The organism is Comamonas testosteroni (assembly GCF_000761245.1).
In the GTDB taxonomy this organism is placed as follows: Bacteria; Pseudomonadota; Gammaproteobacteria; order Burkholderiales; family Burkholderiaceae_C; genus Comamonas; species Comamonas testosteroni_C.
In genome coordinates this window covers 201,984-217,888 of the sequence record NZ_AWOR01000099.1, presented here as the reverse complement: position 1 = coordinate 217,888, position 15,905 = coordinate 201,984, and the positions used below count along the sequence as shown (strand labels likewise).

The following is a 15,905-nucleotide window of genomic DNA, read 5'->3' as shown; positions in this document are numbered from 1 at the left end:
GCAGACGCCGAGCGCTGGAACGATGAGGAAGAGGCTGCCGATGCTCTGCACCAGACTGCTGCCGTCCAGGCGCCGGACATCGTGGCTCGCCAGTTCGCCAAGGTGGTCAAGCCTGGAGACTGGTTCGACAAATACACCTTCGCCGGCGGAATGAGCGCAGACGAGCTGCTGTATCAGGCCATGGAAGCCAGCGACGACGCGACGCAAGCAGCCTTTGCCGAGCTGATGGTCAGCCCTGCGGCCCAGCCCCTACGCGAGGCCATCGCCAACCACTTCGCAAAACTCCACGCCTTTGCCATCTACACCGACCACCAGGAGGACCTTCAATGACACCCGCTCAACGAGTAGCCCAGCACCCTGCCCTTGCCGAGTTCTGCGCCCAGCAGGTGCTGGCCCAGATGGCAGAGCCGCTGTCCCCCGAGCAGATCCGCGCTGCTCTGGCCCCTGAAACCGAAAACCAGTATGAGGCGATATGAGCAGAGATCCAATGGCCGGCAAATACCAAAAGCCGTTCAAGCATGAATACCTGATGGCGCAGCTCATCCTGAAAGACAAGGGCGGTGAATTGTCCTGGTCAACCAAGGATTACGAAGCCTTCACGTTTACAGCTGAAGGCGTGCGAATCCTGTTCTACCCACACACAACAAACAGCACAGGTAATGTGCAGTGCCGGGTAAGAGATCACGGCAGCAAGAACAAAAATCTTGCTCGGAAAATCATGGCGGATCTCTATGTCGGATCCGGCCATAGCGTCACGTTCTACTGCAAAGGCCTTGGATCAAATGAGGCTTATGAACTTGCAGGGAAAGAGGCTTGGAACAATGCAGGCTGGGCACATCGTCAAGCGATGCAGATCAGATTTCCCACGAAAAAGGAGAAAGCGTGATGCCCTCTCCCATCCAACTCCAGCGCCTCCCGCGCCGCAAGAAGCCCGCACCAACGCGGGCTTTGTTGTTTCTGGTGCTGCTTGCCTTGTTCGTGTGCGCCGGGATGGCCGGCTGCAGCGCCCAGGCGGCTGACTCTCCGGCCACGACCGCCGCCGATCTCAAACGTGCAGCTGCCGGCGCGTGGCTGTGCCCGGGGATGCATGCCGAGTGGCTGAATGAAAAAGAGGTCATGTGCCTCAAGGAGAAATCATGAAGATCACAGCAAGAGGATGGCCTTGGCAGCGTGTTGATGGCCATTGGGCAAGCAACCTGGATAAAACCACCGGACAGCGATACGGATGGAATCCGTTCTCAGTGAAAGGTATGGGGCGATTCGGCGGTGGCTGGGCCTTCAAGTTCGGGATTACCGCTTCTTCCAGCCTTCGGGATTGGGTAATTGATCTTGGCGTCGGTTCGATTCGAGTCAACTTCGAAAAGAAGAAGACCAAATGATCCCCGCCGCCCTGCTCTTCATCGCTCTCGCCTTCTTCGCCCTAGCCAGGAAGCCATGAGCAAAACAGACACCAAGCCCGGTACCGCCCGGGCTTTTCTTTTGTGGGTGGCCAGCAGCGCTGCCTCCCTTCTCGCCGTTATCACTCAAGTGAGGTTTTCATGAGCAACGCTCTCACCGCTCAGCAATCGACAGCTCTGCGGCCCGCCGGCCAGTTTGACCTGAGCCCTCAGACTTTCGACCAGGCGCTGACATTTTCCCAGTATCTGGCCGACAGCGATCTGGTGCCCAAGGACTTCAAGGGCAAGCCGGGCAACTGCCTGATTGCCATGCAATGGGGTAGCGAGCTGGGCCTGAAGCCGCTGCAGTCCCTGCAGAACCTGGCAGTGATCAATGGCCGCCCTGCCCTTTGGGGTGACGCCATGATTGCCCTGGTCATGGCCAGCCCGGTCTGCGAGTACGTCACCGAGGACGATGATGGTGAGACCGCCTTCTGCCGAGTCAAGCGCAAGGGCGCACCAGAGCAGGTCCGCAGCTTCAGCATGGACGACGCCCGCAAGGCAGGCCTTGCTGGAAAACAAGGCCCATGGACGCAGTACCCCAAGCGCATGCGCCAGATGCGCGCCCGGGCCTTCGCACTGCGCGACGTGTTCTCCGATGTGCTGCGCGGCATGCCTATCGCTGAGGAACTGCAGGACATTCCCACCGACACGCCAGCAGCAGTCCAAGGCGAGCGCCACATGGGCCAAGCTGAAGTGGTTCAGCCCGAGTGGGCCGCAGATCGCTGGGCGGTAGGCTTGAGCAAGTGGGTGGATGGCATCGCCGCCGGCAAGCCGCTCGCAGACGTGCTGGCATGGCTCAACAGCAAATACAAGGTCACCGCAGAGCAAGAGCAGCAACTGCGGGATGAAGTGGCAAAGCGCCAGAAGGCGTCCCAAGAAGACGGCGCGCCCACGGTGGACCCGGTCAAGCTCGAAGCAGACATCAAAGCTTGCACCGATCTGGAAAAGCTTTACGAACTCGGCAACCTGCTGGAAGCGGTCACTGACAAAGACCAGCACGCAGCAATCTCTCAAATCTTCGATGCCCGCGTGGCAGAACTGGAGCAAGCATGACCATGCAACTCGTGAATCTTGTCCAGGGCAGCGCCGAATGGCATACCCACCGCCGCAACCACTTCAACGCCAGTGACGCGCCGGCCATGATGGGCTGCAGCTCGTACAAGAAGCGCTCTGATCTGATCAAGGAACTGGCCACTGGCATCGTGCCTGAAGTGGATGCGGCTACTCAGCGTCGCTTCAACGATGGGCACCAGTTCGAAGCCCTGGCCCGGCCGCTGGCTGAGAAGATCATCGGCGAAGACCTCTCGCCCTGTGTCGGAACCCGTGGCAAGTACTCGGCCAGCTTCGACGGCCTGACCTTCATGAACGACACGGCTTTTGAGCACAAGACGCTCAATGCCGACCTGCGCGAGCTACTGGCGAACGAATGCTACGGAGATGACCTCCCAATGCAGTATCGGGTGCAGCTGGAGCAGCAGGCTATGGTCTCCGGCTGCGAGCGCATCCTGTTCATGGCCAGCCGATGGCAGCAGAATCAATCGACAGGCGAATGGCTCCTGGTGGAGGAATATCACTGCTGGTACGAACCCGACGCTGAACTGCGCGCAAAGCTCATCGCCGGCTGGGAGCAACTGGAGAAGGATGTGGCGGCCTACGATCCCAATGCCGATCGCCCGGCCGCTGCGGTGGCCGAGCCGATTGAAAGCCTGCCCGCTGTGGCCGTGCAGCTGCAGGGCAGTCTGGCCGTGGTCTCCAATCTGGATCAGGTGGCCGTTGCCGTGCGTGCTTTCATCGACGGCATGGTGGCCAAGCCATCCACCGACCAGGAATTCGCTGACGCCGAGGCAGAGTGCAAGGCCCTGAAGTCTGGAGAAGACGCCATGAAGGCGGCCGTGGCTAGCGCACTGGCCCAGGTCAGTGACGTTGAAGCCTTCACGCGCACCGCCAACGACCTGGCCAACTTGATGCGCACCACGCGTCTGGCCCGCGAGAAGTTGGTCACGGCTGAGAAGGAGGCTCGCCGCACTTCGCTGGTGACGGATGCCAAGAAGGATCTGGACTGCCACATTGGTGAATTGGAGAAACGCCTGGAAGCAATCGACGGCCGCCCCTGCCGATTCCCCCAGGTTGCTGCCGACTTCGCCGGCGCAATCAAAGGCCTCAAGTCGCTGGACAGCATGCGCGACAAGGTGGCTGTGGCCCTGACCAATGCCAAGCACGAAGCCAACCAGCTGGCCGCCCGCCTGGAAGCCAACCGCAAGCACCTGATGCAAGAGGATGGCGACTGGATTGCTCTGTTCGCCGACTTCGCCACCGTGGGCACCAAGGCTGCCGAGGACTTCCAAGCCCTGGCCGCTCTGCGCATTGGCAATCACAAGCAGCAGGAGGCCGCCCGCCTGGAAGCCCAGCGCGAGCAGATCCGCAAGGAAGAAGCAGCCAAGCTGGAACGCGAAGCTGCAGCGGCAGATCGCAAGCGCATCGAAGAACAGGCCCAGCAGGAGAAGGCTGCGATTGCCCAGGCCCAGCAGTCCGGGGCCCTGTCCTCACCCGTGGCTGACGATCTGGCAGGCCTCGTACAGGACAAGGCAGTGGAAGGTATCGCAGGCATCGATGCCAAGCAGGCGATCAGCACGGCAAAAGCCAGCGCAGCAGCAGCTGACACCAGCCCGGTCATGACGCTGGGCCAGGTCAACACGCTGGTGGAGGCAGCAGGCCTGGGAAAGATCAGCGCCGCGACGCTGGAGCACCACGGCATTCCGTTCACCCGTGAGCGTGGAGCCGTGCAGGTCACTGAGGCCAATACCAAGCGCCTGGCGCTGCTGCTGTCCCTGGGCTTCCGTAAGCTGGCCGACGAACTGCAGGCAGTCACCACCTGATCGACATCAATAGCAACCACCGCAAGCCTGCTTTAAATCAGCAGGCTTTTTCATTGAAAAGAGGATTCCATGGCCTTTGAACTGACCAACCCCACCACAGTCGTCATCACCAACGCCAATCCCCGCCGCGAGCTTCACGGCGAAGAAAAGGTGCGCGCCATCGACTTGGCATGCTCGCTGACTGGAGAGAACACGCTGCTCGACCTGATTGAGCCCTGCCTGCGTGCGCACCATTACTGCAACAAGGCGGCCAAGGACGGCCAGGACGAAATCCCCGGCCTGGATATTCCGCTGCCGAACCTGCGCCACCCCCAGTTGCCGCTGCTATACCACTATGGCAAGGGCCTGAAGTACCGTGGCTACCGCCTCACCCAAGACTGGGGCCTGGACGAATACCACGTCGACTTCACTGATGTGGTGGTATCTAACCTGCAATATGAGCTCTCCGAGGGCGGCAGCGTCACCATCAAGTGGACCATCTCGTACAACGGCGAAGAGCTGCAGGACAACGAGTTGTTCGGCGAGCTCTCCGGTCTGGCCGCCGAAGGCGAGATCTCCATAAAGCTGCTGGCCCCAGCCGAACTGGTCCAGGCCAAGAAGGGCTACCGCGCCGGCAAGCCTGACACGCCCAGCACCGGCGGCAACCCGGACCAGCGCGACATCGAGGACGACGAAGGTGGTGAGAAGCAGCAGACCCCAGAGGATGCGTTTGCAGCTGCTGTGAATGGAGATGCCCAGTCATGAACGCATTCGACCAAGCCAAGCCGCGCCGCAAAGTGCACAAGACCGTGAAGAGCATTGACGTTGAACTCATCACGATCAAGAACGATCCCTTCCCCGGCCAGCGTGCATGCCCAGAAGGCAAGTATGCGGAGCTGTTCTCCAAGATGAAGCCCGGGCAGTGTCTGTCCTGCGAGCCTGATGAAGTTCAGCCCCTGGGCGCGGCCATGCGCAAGTGGATCGCCAGCCAGGACAAGGCCGACAAGCTGGAGGTGCGCACCATGTCACGCTTCCCGGGAGATAGCCGGGGCCGCGTCTGGCTCATCGCCAAGGAGGCCAAGCTGCGCAAAGTGGCTTGACCAACCCACCAATCACAGCCCGCCGCCGCGGGCTTTTCTCTTTCTGGGAGCCTCCTATATGCAAGACAAGATCACGATCGCAGATGCACCTGACTGCTTGAACACCAATGACAAGGCTATGTGGGTGCTGGGCTATGAAGCGGCCATTGAAGCCCGCGGCCAGTGCCTGCACCAGATTCAGGAGCCAGCCGCAGCAGAGCAAGCCGCATGGCATGCAGGCCTGGACGAGGGCCGGGCACAGGCAACAGGCTCCGTTTCAAGCGCGACCTTGGAGGCAGCGCCCGCAGCCGTGGCAGCGCCTGATGAGCGCGAGTTTGAGGTGTGGTGGACAGACTCACCAGAGATGAATGAATTTCTTTCCCAGAATGAAATAGATGATTCAGGGAATGTCCAAAGTTTGTTCTTCGCTGCGGCCTACATTGCATGGAAGGCATCGCGCGCCGCGCTTGCCGCCACCCCGGCAGCACGGGAGGAAGCGCTCATCAAAGAGCTGGCATTTATTCATAAATCCGTACACCCGAATACTGACAACAGCGGAATTACCATCCTCAATGCCGATGGCAAGGAATGGGCTGCATGGTCACACCGCGTTAGCGCCCTGCTGGCCGGAGTATCTGCACCGGCAGCTCAGGCGGACTCAAAGAAGGCGGTTTTCGTGCTTGGCTCTGCGCCGAATGCTGCCATTCCTTCTGACATTGATCGGTATTTCGTCATCGCTGCAAATGGAGCTATCGCAGCATTTCCTGACCTGGTGCCAGACGTCCTCATTCTCAACGGCTGGGCACTCGTCGATGCTTCTGGCGTAGGACCGGAGACTCGCGCACAACTGCGTGGGCGCAGCGTGAAAAGACTTGTCATTATCGACAATCTGAAGCCGAGCGACAAATCGACAGCCAGCCGCGTTCTGGAACTGGGCATCCAGTATGAGCATATCGAGTTCTGGAGCAAGGTGGCGCGCGCAGAAATTTGCAGTAACGCATCAGGCATTCAATACGCAGGACTTACCGGGAACGACATTCCGTCCACTGGCGTGACCGCCATCTGCTACGCCATCAGTCTCTCAAGGGATGTAACCGTCTCCGGCATCAGTCTTGAATCCGAGGGGCACAGCTACAGCAGCGGCAACTACAAGCGCGGCCACATGGAAGTGGACAGCGAAACTCTGAAGGCCATAGCTGGAAAGTTCAAGGCATTCGGCGTCATCGTGCCACCCCAGGCGCAGGCAGACGCGCGGGATGCGGAAATCACATGGCCCAAGGCGCGCGACGTTGGCCGCATCGGAGATATGAGCCAAGTCGCCCACATTCGCGTGGGCTTTGACTCTGACAACGATGTGTTTGTGTCCGTCTGGGGCGAGAAAGGCGGCGGAAGCATCGAGTTCTGCAATCCGGGCGGGGGTGGTGGCGGTCAATCGAGCCGCACTCGCATGGCCCTGATCGCGCTCATGGTTGCAATGGAAGCCGACAACGCCGAGAAGCCTTCGCGTGACTGGTGGGCACAACGCGCCGCTATCGCGGCAGCAAAGGTGGAATGATGCAACGCAAGTACAAGCGACTTCCAAGGCGTAAAGCTGGGTACACGCCATGGATGCATCGGACCGTGCCGCCTATTCGCCATGGCGAATATGAATGCATCGTCTGGTTTACGAGTAGCGCGCCGTCTTTCATCAAGAAGCTGTATTGGGACGGTCGTGGATTCGTTGTACCTTTTCCCATGGTGGTTGACTACTGGCGCGGACTGACCAAGGTGGGACACGAAGCAGCACAGCGCGCCGCCCAGGCAGCACAAGGGGGTGAGCATGAAGGTTGAAGTCGGAACCATCACCATCCTGCGTATCACCGAGGTGCCGCGCCTTGACCCAATACGGGTCACTCTGGATGACATTGCCCCCAGCAAGGGGCGAATCAACATCGAGTGTTATGGCAAGGCCTGGGCCAGCTACTGGGGTGGCATGGGTGGTCGCACCATCGCGCAGTTTGTGGCGAGCTGCGACAACAGCTACCTCATTGCCAACCTGGCACCCGATCTGTATGCAACACGCTTCAGTGCAGACGCGCTGCGCGCCCTGTGCCGATCCACCATTCGTGGACGCCGAAAGGGTACGCGCAAGGCTATGCAGGAATACGACCGGCTAACCAAGTCCGAGGCGTCGGAACTGATGCATGAAGTCGTCTGCATGAATGTCGAAACTGAGGCCGATTGCTATCGTGAAAGCGAAACGCTGAATCGAGTATTCGGCCCCGATGGCGTGCTGGCCGCTGTGCAGGCGTCAGAGCCGAATCCCGAATATGTCGGTCTTTCGCGCATCTGTGACGCGGTGCGCGAAGCCTTAAAGGCCCAGGCAGCAGCCAAGGAAGGAGCGCAGCAGGCATGACAGAAGCAATAGAAGTGACAGTCCGCGACAGGACTGAAAAAGGCTGGTGGGTTGATCAGTCCCATTGGTATCAGCAGAAGCTGTTTTCAAAGACTGGCGTTGCTGAGATCGTCAAGCTCAAGGACGGCACCGTGACTCGTGGTCTTCTGCTGTACGGCTACGACGGCTGGTTTGACTGCGGGTACCGCTCCATTGAAGTTGCTCAATGGCTGAAACCAGAGCGCTGGTTTACATCCCCGGATGACATGGCTGGCAAGGAAAAGGAGTACGCGGCTTACCGATATGAGCGCCTGTACAGCAGGCCATCAACCTTTCGCGCCCAGGCGCATAAAGGCCAAGCATGAGCACCGAAGCCGCTAAAGCAATTGGCGAGGGCATCGCATGGCTGGGCTTCTGGCTTGCTGTCGGCGCTGTACTTGTCACCGCAATCATGAATGGATGGAAGCCATGGCAATGACAGAACATCAAGCCAACGATCTGCGCGTCCTAGCCGCAGCCGCCGAAAAAGATGGTCAGCACATCTACACCCACTGGCGCGATAGCAATGCGTCCAAGGCCAATGAGGCATGGCACAAAGCAGCCAGCCCCGAGCTGGTAATCGGTCTGCTGGACCGCATCGCAGAGCTGGAAGCCCTGGAGAAGCGCCAATCTCATTCACGAGACTGCCAACGGCCCGAGTGCATTTCACACGGCTGCTTTAGTCACTGCATGAAGGACTGCAAATGAGTAAACGAGCCCGCGACCGAGGCGACAAGCGCGACAGATGACGCGAACCAATCAACCACCCAGAGCCCCGCTGATGCGGGGTTTCTTTTTGGAGTACCAATGACAGACACCATCAACGCTGAAGACTGTGCCAAGCTGCTGGACTGCACGCCTGCCACAGTTGAGGAAATGGCACGCAATGGCGAATTGCCAGGACTCAAAATCGGGAGAGGCTGGGTTTTCATTCGGGCCGACCTGCTGGCCTACCTGGCTGAGCGAGCCAGGATAGAAGCAGAGCGACGCCGAATTGACCGCGGAAAGAGTGACCACTCCGCTACAAACGTCAGATCAATCAAGCCCCGCCGGCAATCGCCTCCGGCCCTGCCGAGGTCGGCCACAGCTTAGCGGCCATGTCTTCGGCTCTGAAACTTGCATACCGGTGGGCCATGGCTGAGCCTGGCGCCCAGCCCATGATCCGGTTCACTTCCTCCAGGCGGAACAAGAAACTTCCGCTTGCGTCTCTCATCTCAAGCCATCGGCAGGTGGCTTCGTGTCTCAAGTCGTGTTCGTGGAGGTCCATGATCTCCATGTACTCGAATGCCACACGGAATCTGTCCGACAGCCTGCTGCTGACGGTCCTGTATTCCTTTACCCCCTCTTCCTCCATGAACGGAAACAGCCATGCTCCTGGCAGCATGGCGCGTGTTTCCAGATAGTCAGAGAGCGCTCGGTGCACAGCCGGCGACATTGGAACCTCCCGGAACACCACCTTTCCCCGCCATTGCTTTGAGCTCTGGGCCCGGATGACCTTCGTGTCCATATCCACCTGAGAGCGCTTTAGCGTGGCTGCCTCTTTCAGGCGCAGGCCCGTACCAAGGATCAGCTTGAACAGGGTTAGCAGCGCATTACCACCCTGGAGCCGCAACCCGCGCGGCCGGTCTGGGCGCTCATAGCCGGACAGCACCTGGACAATCTTCTCTTCCTCGCCGGGGCGCAGGCGTCGATCGCGCTGCACATTGGCTTTTGCCTCACCACCATTGGCAACAGATAGCTTGGCGTCAATGTCGCTGTAAGTCGAGTATCCCTTGGGCAGCAGCTTTGTCGGGTTCTGCATGAACATGGCCGGGTGATTGCGTAGGTACTCGTCGATCGCGCGGCCGAGGCATTGAACGCGATGGCGGATCGACTGCGGGGTGAGTTGCTTTTCGACCTTGAGCCATTGGATATAGCCCTGCAGCCACTTGTATGACGCCTCCGTCAGCTTGATCGTGCCCACCTCACGATTCACTGTTGAGATTGTGAGGATCTGGGTCGGCGCCGCGAAACCACTCTGCTCCCATTCACCCAAGACACGCGACAGCCGGATGTTTCCATAGCCGTTGTCAGCGTCCAGCAGCTCACGGGGTGGCGGGAGGCCGGAATCTTTCATGAGCTTCCACTGCTGTGAATAGGCAATGGCCTCGGCCTCGGTGTCGAAGGTGAAATATTTACGGCCGTGGGGAAGCGATGGATGCCGCAAACCTATCTCCCACTTCCCTGATGCTTTCTGTCTTGGCTTGGCCATAAACCCCTGCTCCTAAGTTCTCGTTCCATCTAATATCTACGTGCGTCAGATGGAGTCTTGGCCGCCATTTTGTGGCGGCTGGAGCAGGTTTTCAACGTATTTGAGCGGACTCAGGCTTTTGAACAGATATGCAAGCCATTGATTTATATATATTTTCATAAATCACAGCCAAAAGCGCAACGGCTACAAGATTGAACTGATCCAACGCAAAGATGATCTGGGCACCGGCACCGGTCTGCGTTAATTCTTTTCTTCAGATTCCTAGACCGAGCGGCACATGGTTGCCGCTTTTTTTTGCCTGAACGGGCTACCTATCGTCCAAACATGGGTTTTCAGTCATCGGCCGTCATTCAAGACTCAGTACTCCAACACAAATCAGGAGACAGGCAATGAGTGACTCGGTTCTGGAGCAACTTCAGCAGCGTTTGCAGCATCTTGAGGATATTCAGTCGATACAGGCCTTGAAGGCTCGATACTTGCGAGCCTGCGATCAGAAGCAGCCGAACGCCATGCGTGATTGCTTTGTGGAGCATGGCGCTGTCATCGAAGCCGATGGTTTTCCTGCTTTTACGGATCGCGAAGAATGGGTTGACACCTTCACCAGACTGGCGGTTGCCAATCCGTCCATCCAGGACATGCACCACGGCCACAACCCTCAGATCTGCTTTACGGGAGCTGATATTGCAAAAGGTTTGTGGGATCTGGAGTTCTGCCAGATCAATGTCAAGGAACGCACCATCGTCAATCTCTCAGGTCAGTACAGTGACGAGTACGAGCGCATCAACGGGTGCTGGCAGATCCGTTCCATGCGCTTTGCGCGGGGATCGTTTGTCATGCGCCAGATCGATGCCGGCGGCATTGAAAGAGTCATTGCCCTGGGCAAGCCTCCGGCAGCTGGATTCATTGAAAACAACTGATCCTTGCTCTGCTGCAAACAGCAAAAAGCCCGATACAGCGAATGCCATATCGGGCTTTGGGCAAGAGAACTGGGTTTATCAGTCGGCCAGAATCACTTCCACACGACGAGCTTCGGCATTGGAGCCATCGGCCTGAGATTGCTCGGGCTTCTTCAGCTCGACCTTGTCTTCAGCCACGCCCAGTGCCTCCAGAGCGGCCTGGACGGCTTGCGCACGTTGCTTGGCCAGTTCCGCGTTGATTTCAGCACTGCCGGTTGCATCATGGAAGCCGGAGATCACGGCGCGCTTGCCTTCAGCCACGCCCTTGACCACGTTGCTCAGCGCTTCGTTGGCGCCAGCGGCCACTTCCGCCTTGCCCGAGACAAAGTAGAACTTGACCACACCGTTTTCCACGATCACGCGGGCAGCCTCTTCAACCACCACTACAGGCACGTTGGTAGCGCTGGGTGCGGACACAGCTGCTTCAGTCTTGGGAGCATGGGAAATACCGCGCTTGTAGACGACGGTGCCAACGACGGTGGAGACAACCAGAGCGATCAGGGCAAACAGAAAACCCAGGGCAAAGCGTTGCTGGCTATCGTCGTCAGAGCTATTGAAGGACATGAATGAAATCTCCGTATTTGCGGGTGATTATGAAAGTACGAAACCTGTATTCATGACGCTTTGCGGCCCGCCGATTCCAAGTGTCCGGCTGGCAAAGCGACAAAATCACGCATTCTAGAGGCTTGCCGTGAAACGCCCTAACGGCGGCTGCGGCTGCAATCGCAAAAAAGATTCAAATCTCGGACGTTTCACTGCGGGAAAGCGTTGCTTTTACGCCTTCGCGTGCGTACAGGTGCACCGACGGCGCGCCCGCGCGTTATATATCAAAGTCAATTCAGTCCTGAATCCGGTTTGAGGAGTTTCCATGTCCGCCCTGCCCTTGTTGAACCATTCCATGCGTGATGCTGACCAGATGCTGGAGCGGGCTCTGGCGCAGTGGGGAGGCGATGAGGATTTGTGGATTTTTGGCTATGGCTCCCTGATCTGGCGCCCCGAATTTGACTTCAGCGAACGTCGCGCGGCCCATGTGCATGGTTGGCACCGTGCTCTCAAAATGTGGAGCACCATCAATCGTGGCACGCCCCAGGTGCCAGGCCTGGTGTTCGGCATGCTCTCTGGCGGCAGCTGCCAGGGCATGGCCTTCCGTATTCCCCGCAACCAAGGCGATACCGTGATGCGCAAGCTCTGGTTGCGTGAGATGCCCAATGCCGTCTATGACCCGCGCTGGCTGCCTTGCCGCACGCCCCATGGGGCGGTGAAGGCCCTGGCATTCACGCTCTCGCGCCAAAGCCCGCACCACACCGGCGAGCTGGCGCCGGATGAATACCGGCGCATTTTCTCTCAGGCCCAGGGCATATATGGCACAACGCTGGACTATGCACAGGCCACTTTCGAGGAACTGCAACGGCTGGGCATCGACGACAAGGCACTCAAGCGCCTGTTGGCCTACGCAGATTTCCAACAAAGCGGTTGCCTGTCTTTTGCTGCTATTTGAAACATAGCTAACAGTGCTTTGCTGTATTGGGCTACAGGGCAAAAACACTTGAAATTCTGACGATCCGGGGCACAATGCCCTTTTGAATTCGGAAAGACTGCCATGTCCCCCAACCGTGTTGCCCCCCTCTTTTCGCGCCCTGTCTGGGCAGGTCTGACGATTGTCGCAAGCCTGGTCATGACAGCCTGCTCCACGACCAGCAACACGGCAGCGCCCTCTTCTTCTGAAGCCGCTCCAGCGGCAAGTCCCGGCAAAGGCGTGCAGTCAATTGCACGCCTGGAAGCTACCAAGGGCAGCCAGGTAACGGGCACTTTGCAGTTCTTCCCACAGCCTGACGGTAGCGTGCGAGTAAAAGGCCGCGTTGAAGGGCTGGCGCCGAATACCGAGCACGGCTTTCACGTCCATGAAAAAGGCGACTGCTCCAGCGGAGACGGCTTGAGCGCTGGCGGCCACTTCAACCCGGGACAGCAGGCGCACGGCAAATTCGGCGACAGCAAGCCCCACCACATCGGCGATTTGCCCAGCCTGGATGCGGGTACCCAAGGCGTGGCAGCTATCGATTTTGTGAGCAAGGAGCTCAAGCTGGACAGAGGCAGCAACGGCATTCTGGGTCGATCGCTGATCGTTCACAACGATCCGGATGACTACACGACCCAGCCGACTGGCAATTCCGGCGCGCGCCTGGCTTGTGCCGTTATTGAGCGCGGCGCCTGAAGCTTGCCGCTCTCGCCCCCGAACAGGAAAGAGTAGCGAGCGCGCATTTGAAGGACAAGGCCTAACTGTCGGAACCGGGCCTTGGTTGATACACCTCGACCAAGCAAGACAAGCTCGGCGAATTCAAAGGTTATCGAGTCAGGCCCCTCCATCAGGGGCTTTTAAACGATCAAGAACTGCGTTCTTGCCAGATCCTGCGGGCCTCTTCCAAGGCCTGCACGGTGTCCACATCAAGCACGCAGCCTATGTCATCGCAGTCCCAGCGTTGCAGACACTGATTCTCCGCCGCTTTGCGCACGATGGAAGCCGCACCCAGATCGCCACTTAGCTGGGCAAGCTCCTGAGCCGCTGCACGACTGAAAGCCACGGGATGGCCCTTTTGGCCCTGATAGAAGGGTTGAATCACATGCAGATCACAACTGTCTAGCTGTACTAACTGCAAAGCCAGTTGTCGAAGCGTACTGGGTTGAATCAAGGGCAAATCTGCGGGTAGGATCAGCCAGCCTTTGGCGCCAGCCGTGGCCTTGATGGCTGCCGCAATGCTATCGCCCATGCCGGGATGCGGTCCGGATTCCAGATGCCAAGGCAGGCCCGAGGCTTTCACTGCAGCCAGCGTGGTCTGCAGAACGGTTTGCAGGCCCAGTACGGCTTTGAGCTTGTGGCTGGAACCGCCCGATGCGAGGAATCGATCACCCCTGCCCGCAGCGAGAATCAGCACACAGGGCTGACCGGGATCGATCGCGGGAGCGCGCAAAACTTCTTGATTCATATTGCTGTCGAGCATAACGCCGGCTTTGGCTGCGCGGCACAATGTGAACATGAGCAGCCTATCTTCATCCATTGCCGATCTGCGCAAAAGCTATGAACGCGCAGAGTTGAGCGAATCCGCTTCTAACCAGAATCCCCTGCAGCAGTTCGATCAATGGCTACAGGAAGCCGTGAGAGCCCAGGTACCCGAGCCCAATGCCATGACTGTGGCAACCGTGAGCGGCGACTTGCGACCCAGCACGCGCATCGTGCTAATCAAAGGCTATGACGAACGTGGCATCGTCTGGTACACCAATTACGACAGTCGCAAAGGCCAGCAACTGGCAGGCAATCCCTTCGCTGCCCTGCAATTTCACTGGGTGGAGCTCGAGCGTGTGGTGCGCATCGAAGGCCGTGTGGAAAAAGTCAGCGCCGAGGAAAGCGATGCCTACTTTGCCAGCCGCCCGCTGGATTCCAGGATTGGTGCCTGGGCCAGTCCACAAAGCCAGGTCATCAGTGGTCGCAGCGTGCTGGTGGCAAATGCCGCCAAATACAGTGCGCAGTTTTTGCTCAATCCTCCCCGGCCTCCCCATTGGGGCGGTTTCCGTCTTGTGCCCGAGCGTTGGGAGTTCTGGCAAGGGCGCAAGAGCCGGCTGCATGACCGCCTGAGCTACCGCCAGGAAGGTCAGCACTGGATTCGTGAGCGACTGGCACCCTGAGTTTTGATGGATCCTTCATGAAAATGTGAGGGCGCTACGACAGAAAGCGCCCTCTTCGCTGATCACTTCAGGCTTGCGGCTAAGTGAATATATTTTTATTGGTAGTGATAACAAATTCATGTAAGTTACATTAAACTCATCGCATGCAAGACAGAAACATTCCGGATCAGCAGTCTCCAGATCCATCCACACTGCCAACTGGAAACCAGCTGTTTCGCGACTGGCTCGAACATGAGGGCAGCAAGAGCTGGGATGCGCTGGACACCTCCCCTGACGGTAACTATGAAAAGGTCTGGCAGGCCTGGTTGATGCATCTGTCTGGACAGGCTGCTATCGCCGACAAAAAGCGCCCAGCCCGCAGGCCACGTTCTTCAAAGTCCTGGCATCAGGCCACAGAGCTGGATGTGCAGAGCTTCTTGCAGATACGCGATGGTCAACGTGCGCACCACCACCCTGAGCGCAAGGTAAGCCCGGTCACCCGCCGCCGCTACTGGCGGCTGCTGGAGCGCATCTATGACCATGCGATGGCGCACGGCTGGATCAGCGCCAACCCCGCAACTGGTCTTGAGCCAGCCGAGCGACCTCCCTCGGAAGACGGCATGGGCCATTGCCTGCCTCCCCTGCTCTGGCAGTCACTGCCAAGGCACTTTCCCCGCGCAGATGGTTATCAGGACGCACGCGACCGAGCCATTGTGCTGTTGCTCTACGAGATGGCTCTGGCCCCCGAAGAGGTGCGCTGCCTGCTATGGAAGAACCTGCTTTCAAGCGCAAATCAGGTCTGGGTTGGCAGCTCGGAGAGCATTGCGAACGGAGAGTCGCCCCTGCCCCGCTATCTGCAGATAGAAGGCGGCAGAAATGCTCAGCAAAGGCTGCTTGAGCTGCCCGACTCTGTGGCCCAGGCCTTGCAAAGCTGGAGAAGATTCAGCGCCGCACAGCGCGGGCCGTCGGTGATTGACGGCAACCATATCGTTTTCTATTCGCGCCGTGGCGGCGAGTTGTCGGTACGCATGCTGTTCCATGTGGCCTCGCAGATCATCCAGCGCGCCCATCAGGCCCAGCCCGAGGACAGCCAGAAATTTCCGCTGCAGCGCGTGGGGCCGCAGGTCTTGCGCAACACGGCCATCGTGCAATGGCTGCGCGCCGGCGTGCCCGAATCGAAAGTGATTGCCAGGATAGGCGTGGACAGCACTCGTTCCCTGCGCCATCTGCAGCACTATCTATAGCCATGACATCC

Annotated in this window: 23 protein-coding genes; 20 read left to right on the top strand and 3 right to left on the bottom strand. The window is 58.7% G+C overall.

Annotation, left to right across the window (positions count from 1 at the left end; all coding sequences use genetic code 11):
• From P353_RS26300 to P353_RS30395, 15 genes are all read left to right on the top strand, one after another.
• Positions 1 to 330, top strand: a 330-nt coding sequence (locus tag P353_RS26300) for a hypothetical protein (RefSeq protein WP_034376158.1), incomplete at its 5' end; no start/stop codon positions are given.
• On the top strand, positions 327 to 476 hold the full coding sequence (locus P353_RS29715) for a hypothetical protein (protein WP_003061541.1): 150 nt from the start codon (positions 327 to 329) through the stop codon (positions 474 to 476). The genes P353_RS26300 and P353_RS29715, both read left to right, overlap by 4 nt.
• Complete coding sequence (locus P353_RS26295; protein WP_034376156.1) at positions 473 to 886, top strand: hypothetical protein; 414 nt, start codon at positions 473 to 475, stop codon at positions 884 to 886. Before P353_RS29715 ends, P353_RS26295 begins: the two co-directional genes overlap by 4 nt.
• On the top strand, positions 886 to 1,140 hold the full coding sequence (locus P353_RS26290) for a hypothetical protein (protein ID WP_034376153.1): 255 nt from the start codon (positions 886 to 888) through the stop codon (positions 1,138 to 1,140). The genes P353_RS26295 and P353_RS26290 overlap by 1 nt, the downstream gene beginning before the upstream one ends.
• Positions 1,137 to 1,379 (top strand): hypothetical protein, encoded by a 243-nt coding sequence (locus P353_RS26285; RefSeq protein ID WP_052085024.1) that lies wholly within the window; start codon positions 1,137 to 1,139, stop codon positions 1,377 to 1,379. The genes P353_RS26290 and P353_RS26285 overlap by 4 nt, the downstream gene beginning before the upstream one ends.
• A gap of 159 nt (positions 1,380 to 1,538) precedes the next feature.
• Entirely contained in the window at positions 1,539 to 2,492 is a 954-nt protein-coding gene (locus P353_RS26280) for a hypothetical protein (RefSeq protein WP_034376150.1), read from the top strand.
• The gene (locus P353_RS26275; protein ID WP_052085023.1) at positions 2,489 to 4,315 is read left to right on the top strand and encodes a YqaJ viral recombinase family protein; all 1,827 of its coding nucleotides are present in this window, start codon (positions 2,489 to 2,491) and stop codon (positions 4,313 to 4,315) included. The genes P353_RS26280 and P353_RS26275 overlap by 4 nt, the downstream gene beginning before the upstream one ends.
• A 69-nt stretch (positions 4,316 to 4,384) precedes the next feature.
• Positions 4,385 to 5,059, top strand: coding sequence for a hypothetical protein (locus P353_RS26270; RefSeq protein WP_034376148.1), 675 nt, complete (start codon positions 4,385 to 4,387; stop codon positions 5,057 to 5,059).
• Positions 5,056 to 5,394: a hypothetical protein gene (locus P353_RS26265; protein WP_034376146.1), complete on the top strand. Its 339-nt coding sequence runs from the start codon at positions 5,056 to 5,058 to the stop codon at positions 5,392 to 5,394. The genes P353_RS26270 and P353_RS26265 overlap by 4 nt, the downstream gene beginning before the upstream one ends.
• Before the next feature lie 58 nt (positions 5,395 to 5,452).
• Positions 5,453 to 6,928 carry a hypothetical protein gene (locus P353_RS26260; RefSeq protein ID WP_034376144.1) on the top strand — a complete coding sequence of 492 codons (1,476 nt, stop codon included), beginning with the start codon at positions 5,453 to 5,455 and terminating at the stop codon, positions 6,926 to 6,928.
• Positions 6,925 to 7,203 carry a hypothetical protein gene (locus tag P353_RS26255; protein ID WP_157839657.1) on the top strand — a complete coding sequence of 93 codons (279 nt, stop codon included), beginning with the start codon at positions 6,925 to 6,927 and terminating at the stop codon, positions 7,201 to 7,203. Before P353_RS26260 ends, P353_RS26255 begins: the two co-directional genes overlap by 4 nt.
• Positions 7,193 to 7,768 carry a hypothetical protein gene (locus tag P353_RS26250; RefSeq protein WP_034376140.1) on the top strand — a complete coding sequence of 192 codons (576 nt, stop codon included), beginning with the start codon at positions 7,193 to 7,195 and terminating at the stop codon, positions 7,766 to 7,768. The genes P353_RS26255 and P353_RS26250 overlap by 11 nt, the downstream gene beginning before the upstream one ends.
• Positions 7,765 to 8,112, top strand: coding sequence for a hypothetical protein (locus P353_RS26245; RefSeq protein ID WP_034376138.1), 348 nt, complete (start codon positions 7,765 to 7,767; stop codon positions 8,110 to 8,112). The genes P353_RS26250 and P353_RS26245 overlap by 4 nt, the downstream gene beginning before the upstream one ends.
• A gap of 94 nt (positions 8,113 to 8,206) precedes the next feature.
• Positions 8,207 to 8,494, top strand: a complete 288-nt coding sequence (locus P353_RS26240; protein WP_034376136.1) for a hypothetical protein — start codon at positions 8,207 to 8,209, stop codon at positions 8,492 to 8,494.
• A 99-nt stretch (positions 8,495 to 8,593) separates the two neighbouring features.
• Positions 8,594 to 8,878: a helix-turn-helix domain-containing protein gene (locus P353_RS30395; protein ID WP_080750692.1), complete on the top strand. Its 285-nt coding sequence runs from the start codon at positions 8,594 to 8,596 to the stop codon at positions 8,876 to 8,878.
• On the opposite strand, the gene P353_RS26235 is transcribed toward P353_RS30395, so the two are convergent.
• The gene (locus P353_RS26235; RefSeq protein ID WP_034376134.1) at positions 8,826 to 10,037 is read right to left on the bottom strand and encodes a tyrosine-type recombinase/integrase; all 1,212 of its coding nucleotides are present in this window, start codon (positions 10,035 to 10,037) and stop codon (positions 8,826 to 8,828) included. The two genes, P353_RS30395 and P353_RS26235, sit on opposite strands and share 53 nt — an antisense overlap.
• 389 nt (positions 10,038 to 10,426) lie before the next feature.
• Here P353_RS26235 and P353_RS26230 point away from each other — a divergent pair, with 389 nt between their 5' ends.
• Positions 10,427 to 10,954, top strand: coding sequence for a nuclear transport factor 2 family protein (locus tag P353_RS26230; RefSeq protein WP_034376131.1), 528 nt, complete (start codon positions 10,427 to 10,429; stop codon positions 10,952 to 10,954).
• A 78-nt stretch (positions 10,955 to 11,032) separates the two neighbouring features.
• On the opposite strand, the gene P353_RS26225 is transcribed toward P353_RS26230, so the two are convergent.
• Positions 11,033 to 11,557, bottom strand: coding sequence for an OmpA family protein (locus P353_RS26225; protein ID WP_034376128.1), 525 nt, complete (start codon positions 11,555 to 11,557; stop codon positions 11,033 to 11,035).
• Positions 11,558 to 11,861: 304 nt separating this feature from the next.
• On the opposite strand from P353_RS26225, the gene P353_RS26220 reads away from it, so the two are divergent.
• The gene (locus tag P353_RS26220; protein WP_034376125.1) at positions 11,862 to 12,491 is read left to right on the top strand and encodes a gamma-glutamylcyclotransferase; all 630 of its coding nucleotides are present in this window, start codon (positions 11,862 to 11,864) and stop codon (positions 12,489 to 12,491) included.
• Positions 12,492 to 12,593: 102 nt separating this feature from the next.
• Entirely contained in the window at positions 12,594 to 13,205 is a 612-nt protein-coding gene (locus P353_RS26215) for a superoxide dismutase family protein (RefSeq protein WP_034376123.1), read from the top strand.
• A gap of 169 nt (positions 13,206 to 13,374) precedes the next feature.
• Here the strand turns inward: P353_RS26215 and P353_RS26210 are convergent, their stop codons facing one another.
• On the bottom strand, positions 13,375 to 13,989 hold the full coding sequence (locus P353_RS26210) for a nucleotidyltransferase family protein (RefSeq protein WP_034376215.1): 615 nt from the start codon (positions 13,987 to 13,989) through the stop codon (positions 13,375 to 13,377).
• Positions 13,990 to 14,023: 34 nt separating this feature from the next.
• Here P353_RS26210 and pdxH point away from each other — a divergent pair, with 34 nt between their 5' ends.
• Together pdxH and P353_RS26200 are read left to right on the top strand one after the other, a co-directional pair.
• Positions 14,024 to 14,671 (top strand): pyridoxamine 5'-phosphate oxidase, encoded by a 648-nt coding sequence (pdxH, locus tag P353_RS26205; protein WP_034376122.1) that lies wholly within the window; start codon positions 14,024 to 14,026, stop codon positions 14,669 to 14,671.
• Between the two features lie 143 nt (positions 14,672 to 14,814).
• The gene (locus P353_RS26200; RefSeq protein WP_034376120.1) at positions 14,815 to 15,894 is read left to right on the top strand and encodes a tyrosine-type recombinase/integrase; all 1,080 of its coding nucleotides are present in this window, start codon (positions 14,815 to 14,817) and stop codon (positions 15,892 to 15,894) included.
• Positions 15,895 to 15,905 lie beyond the last annotated feature (11 nt).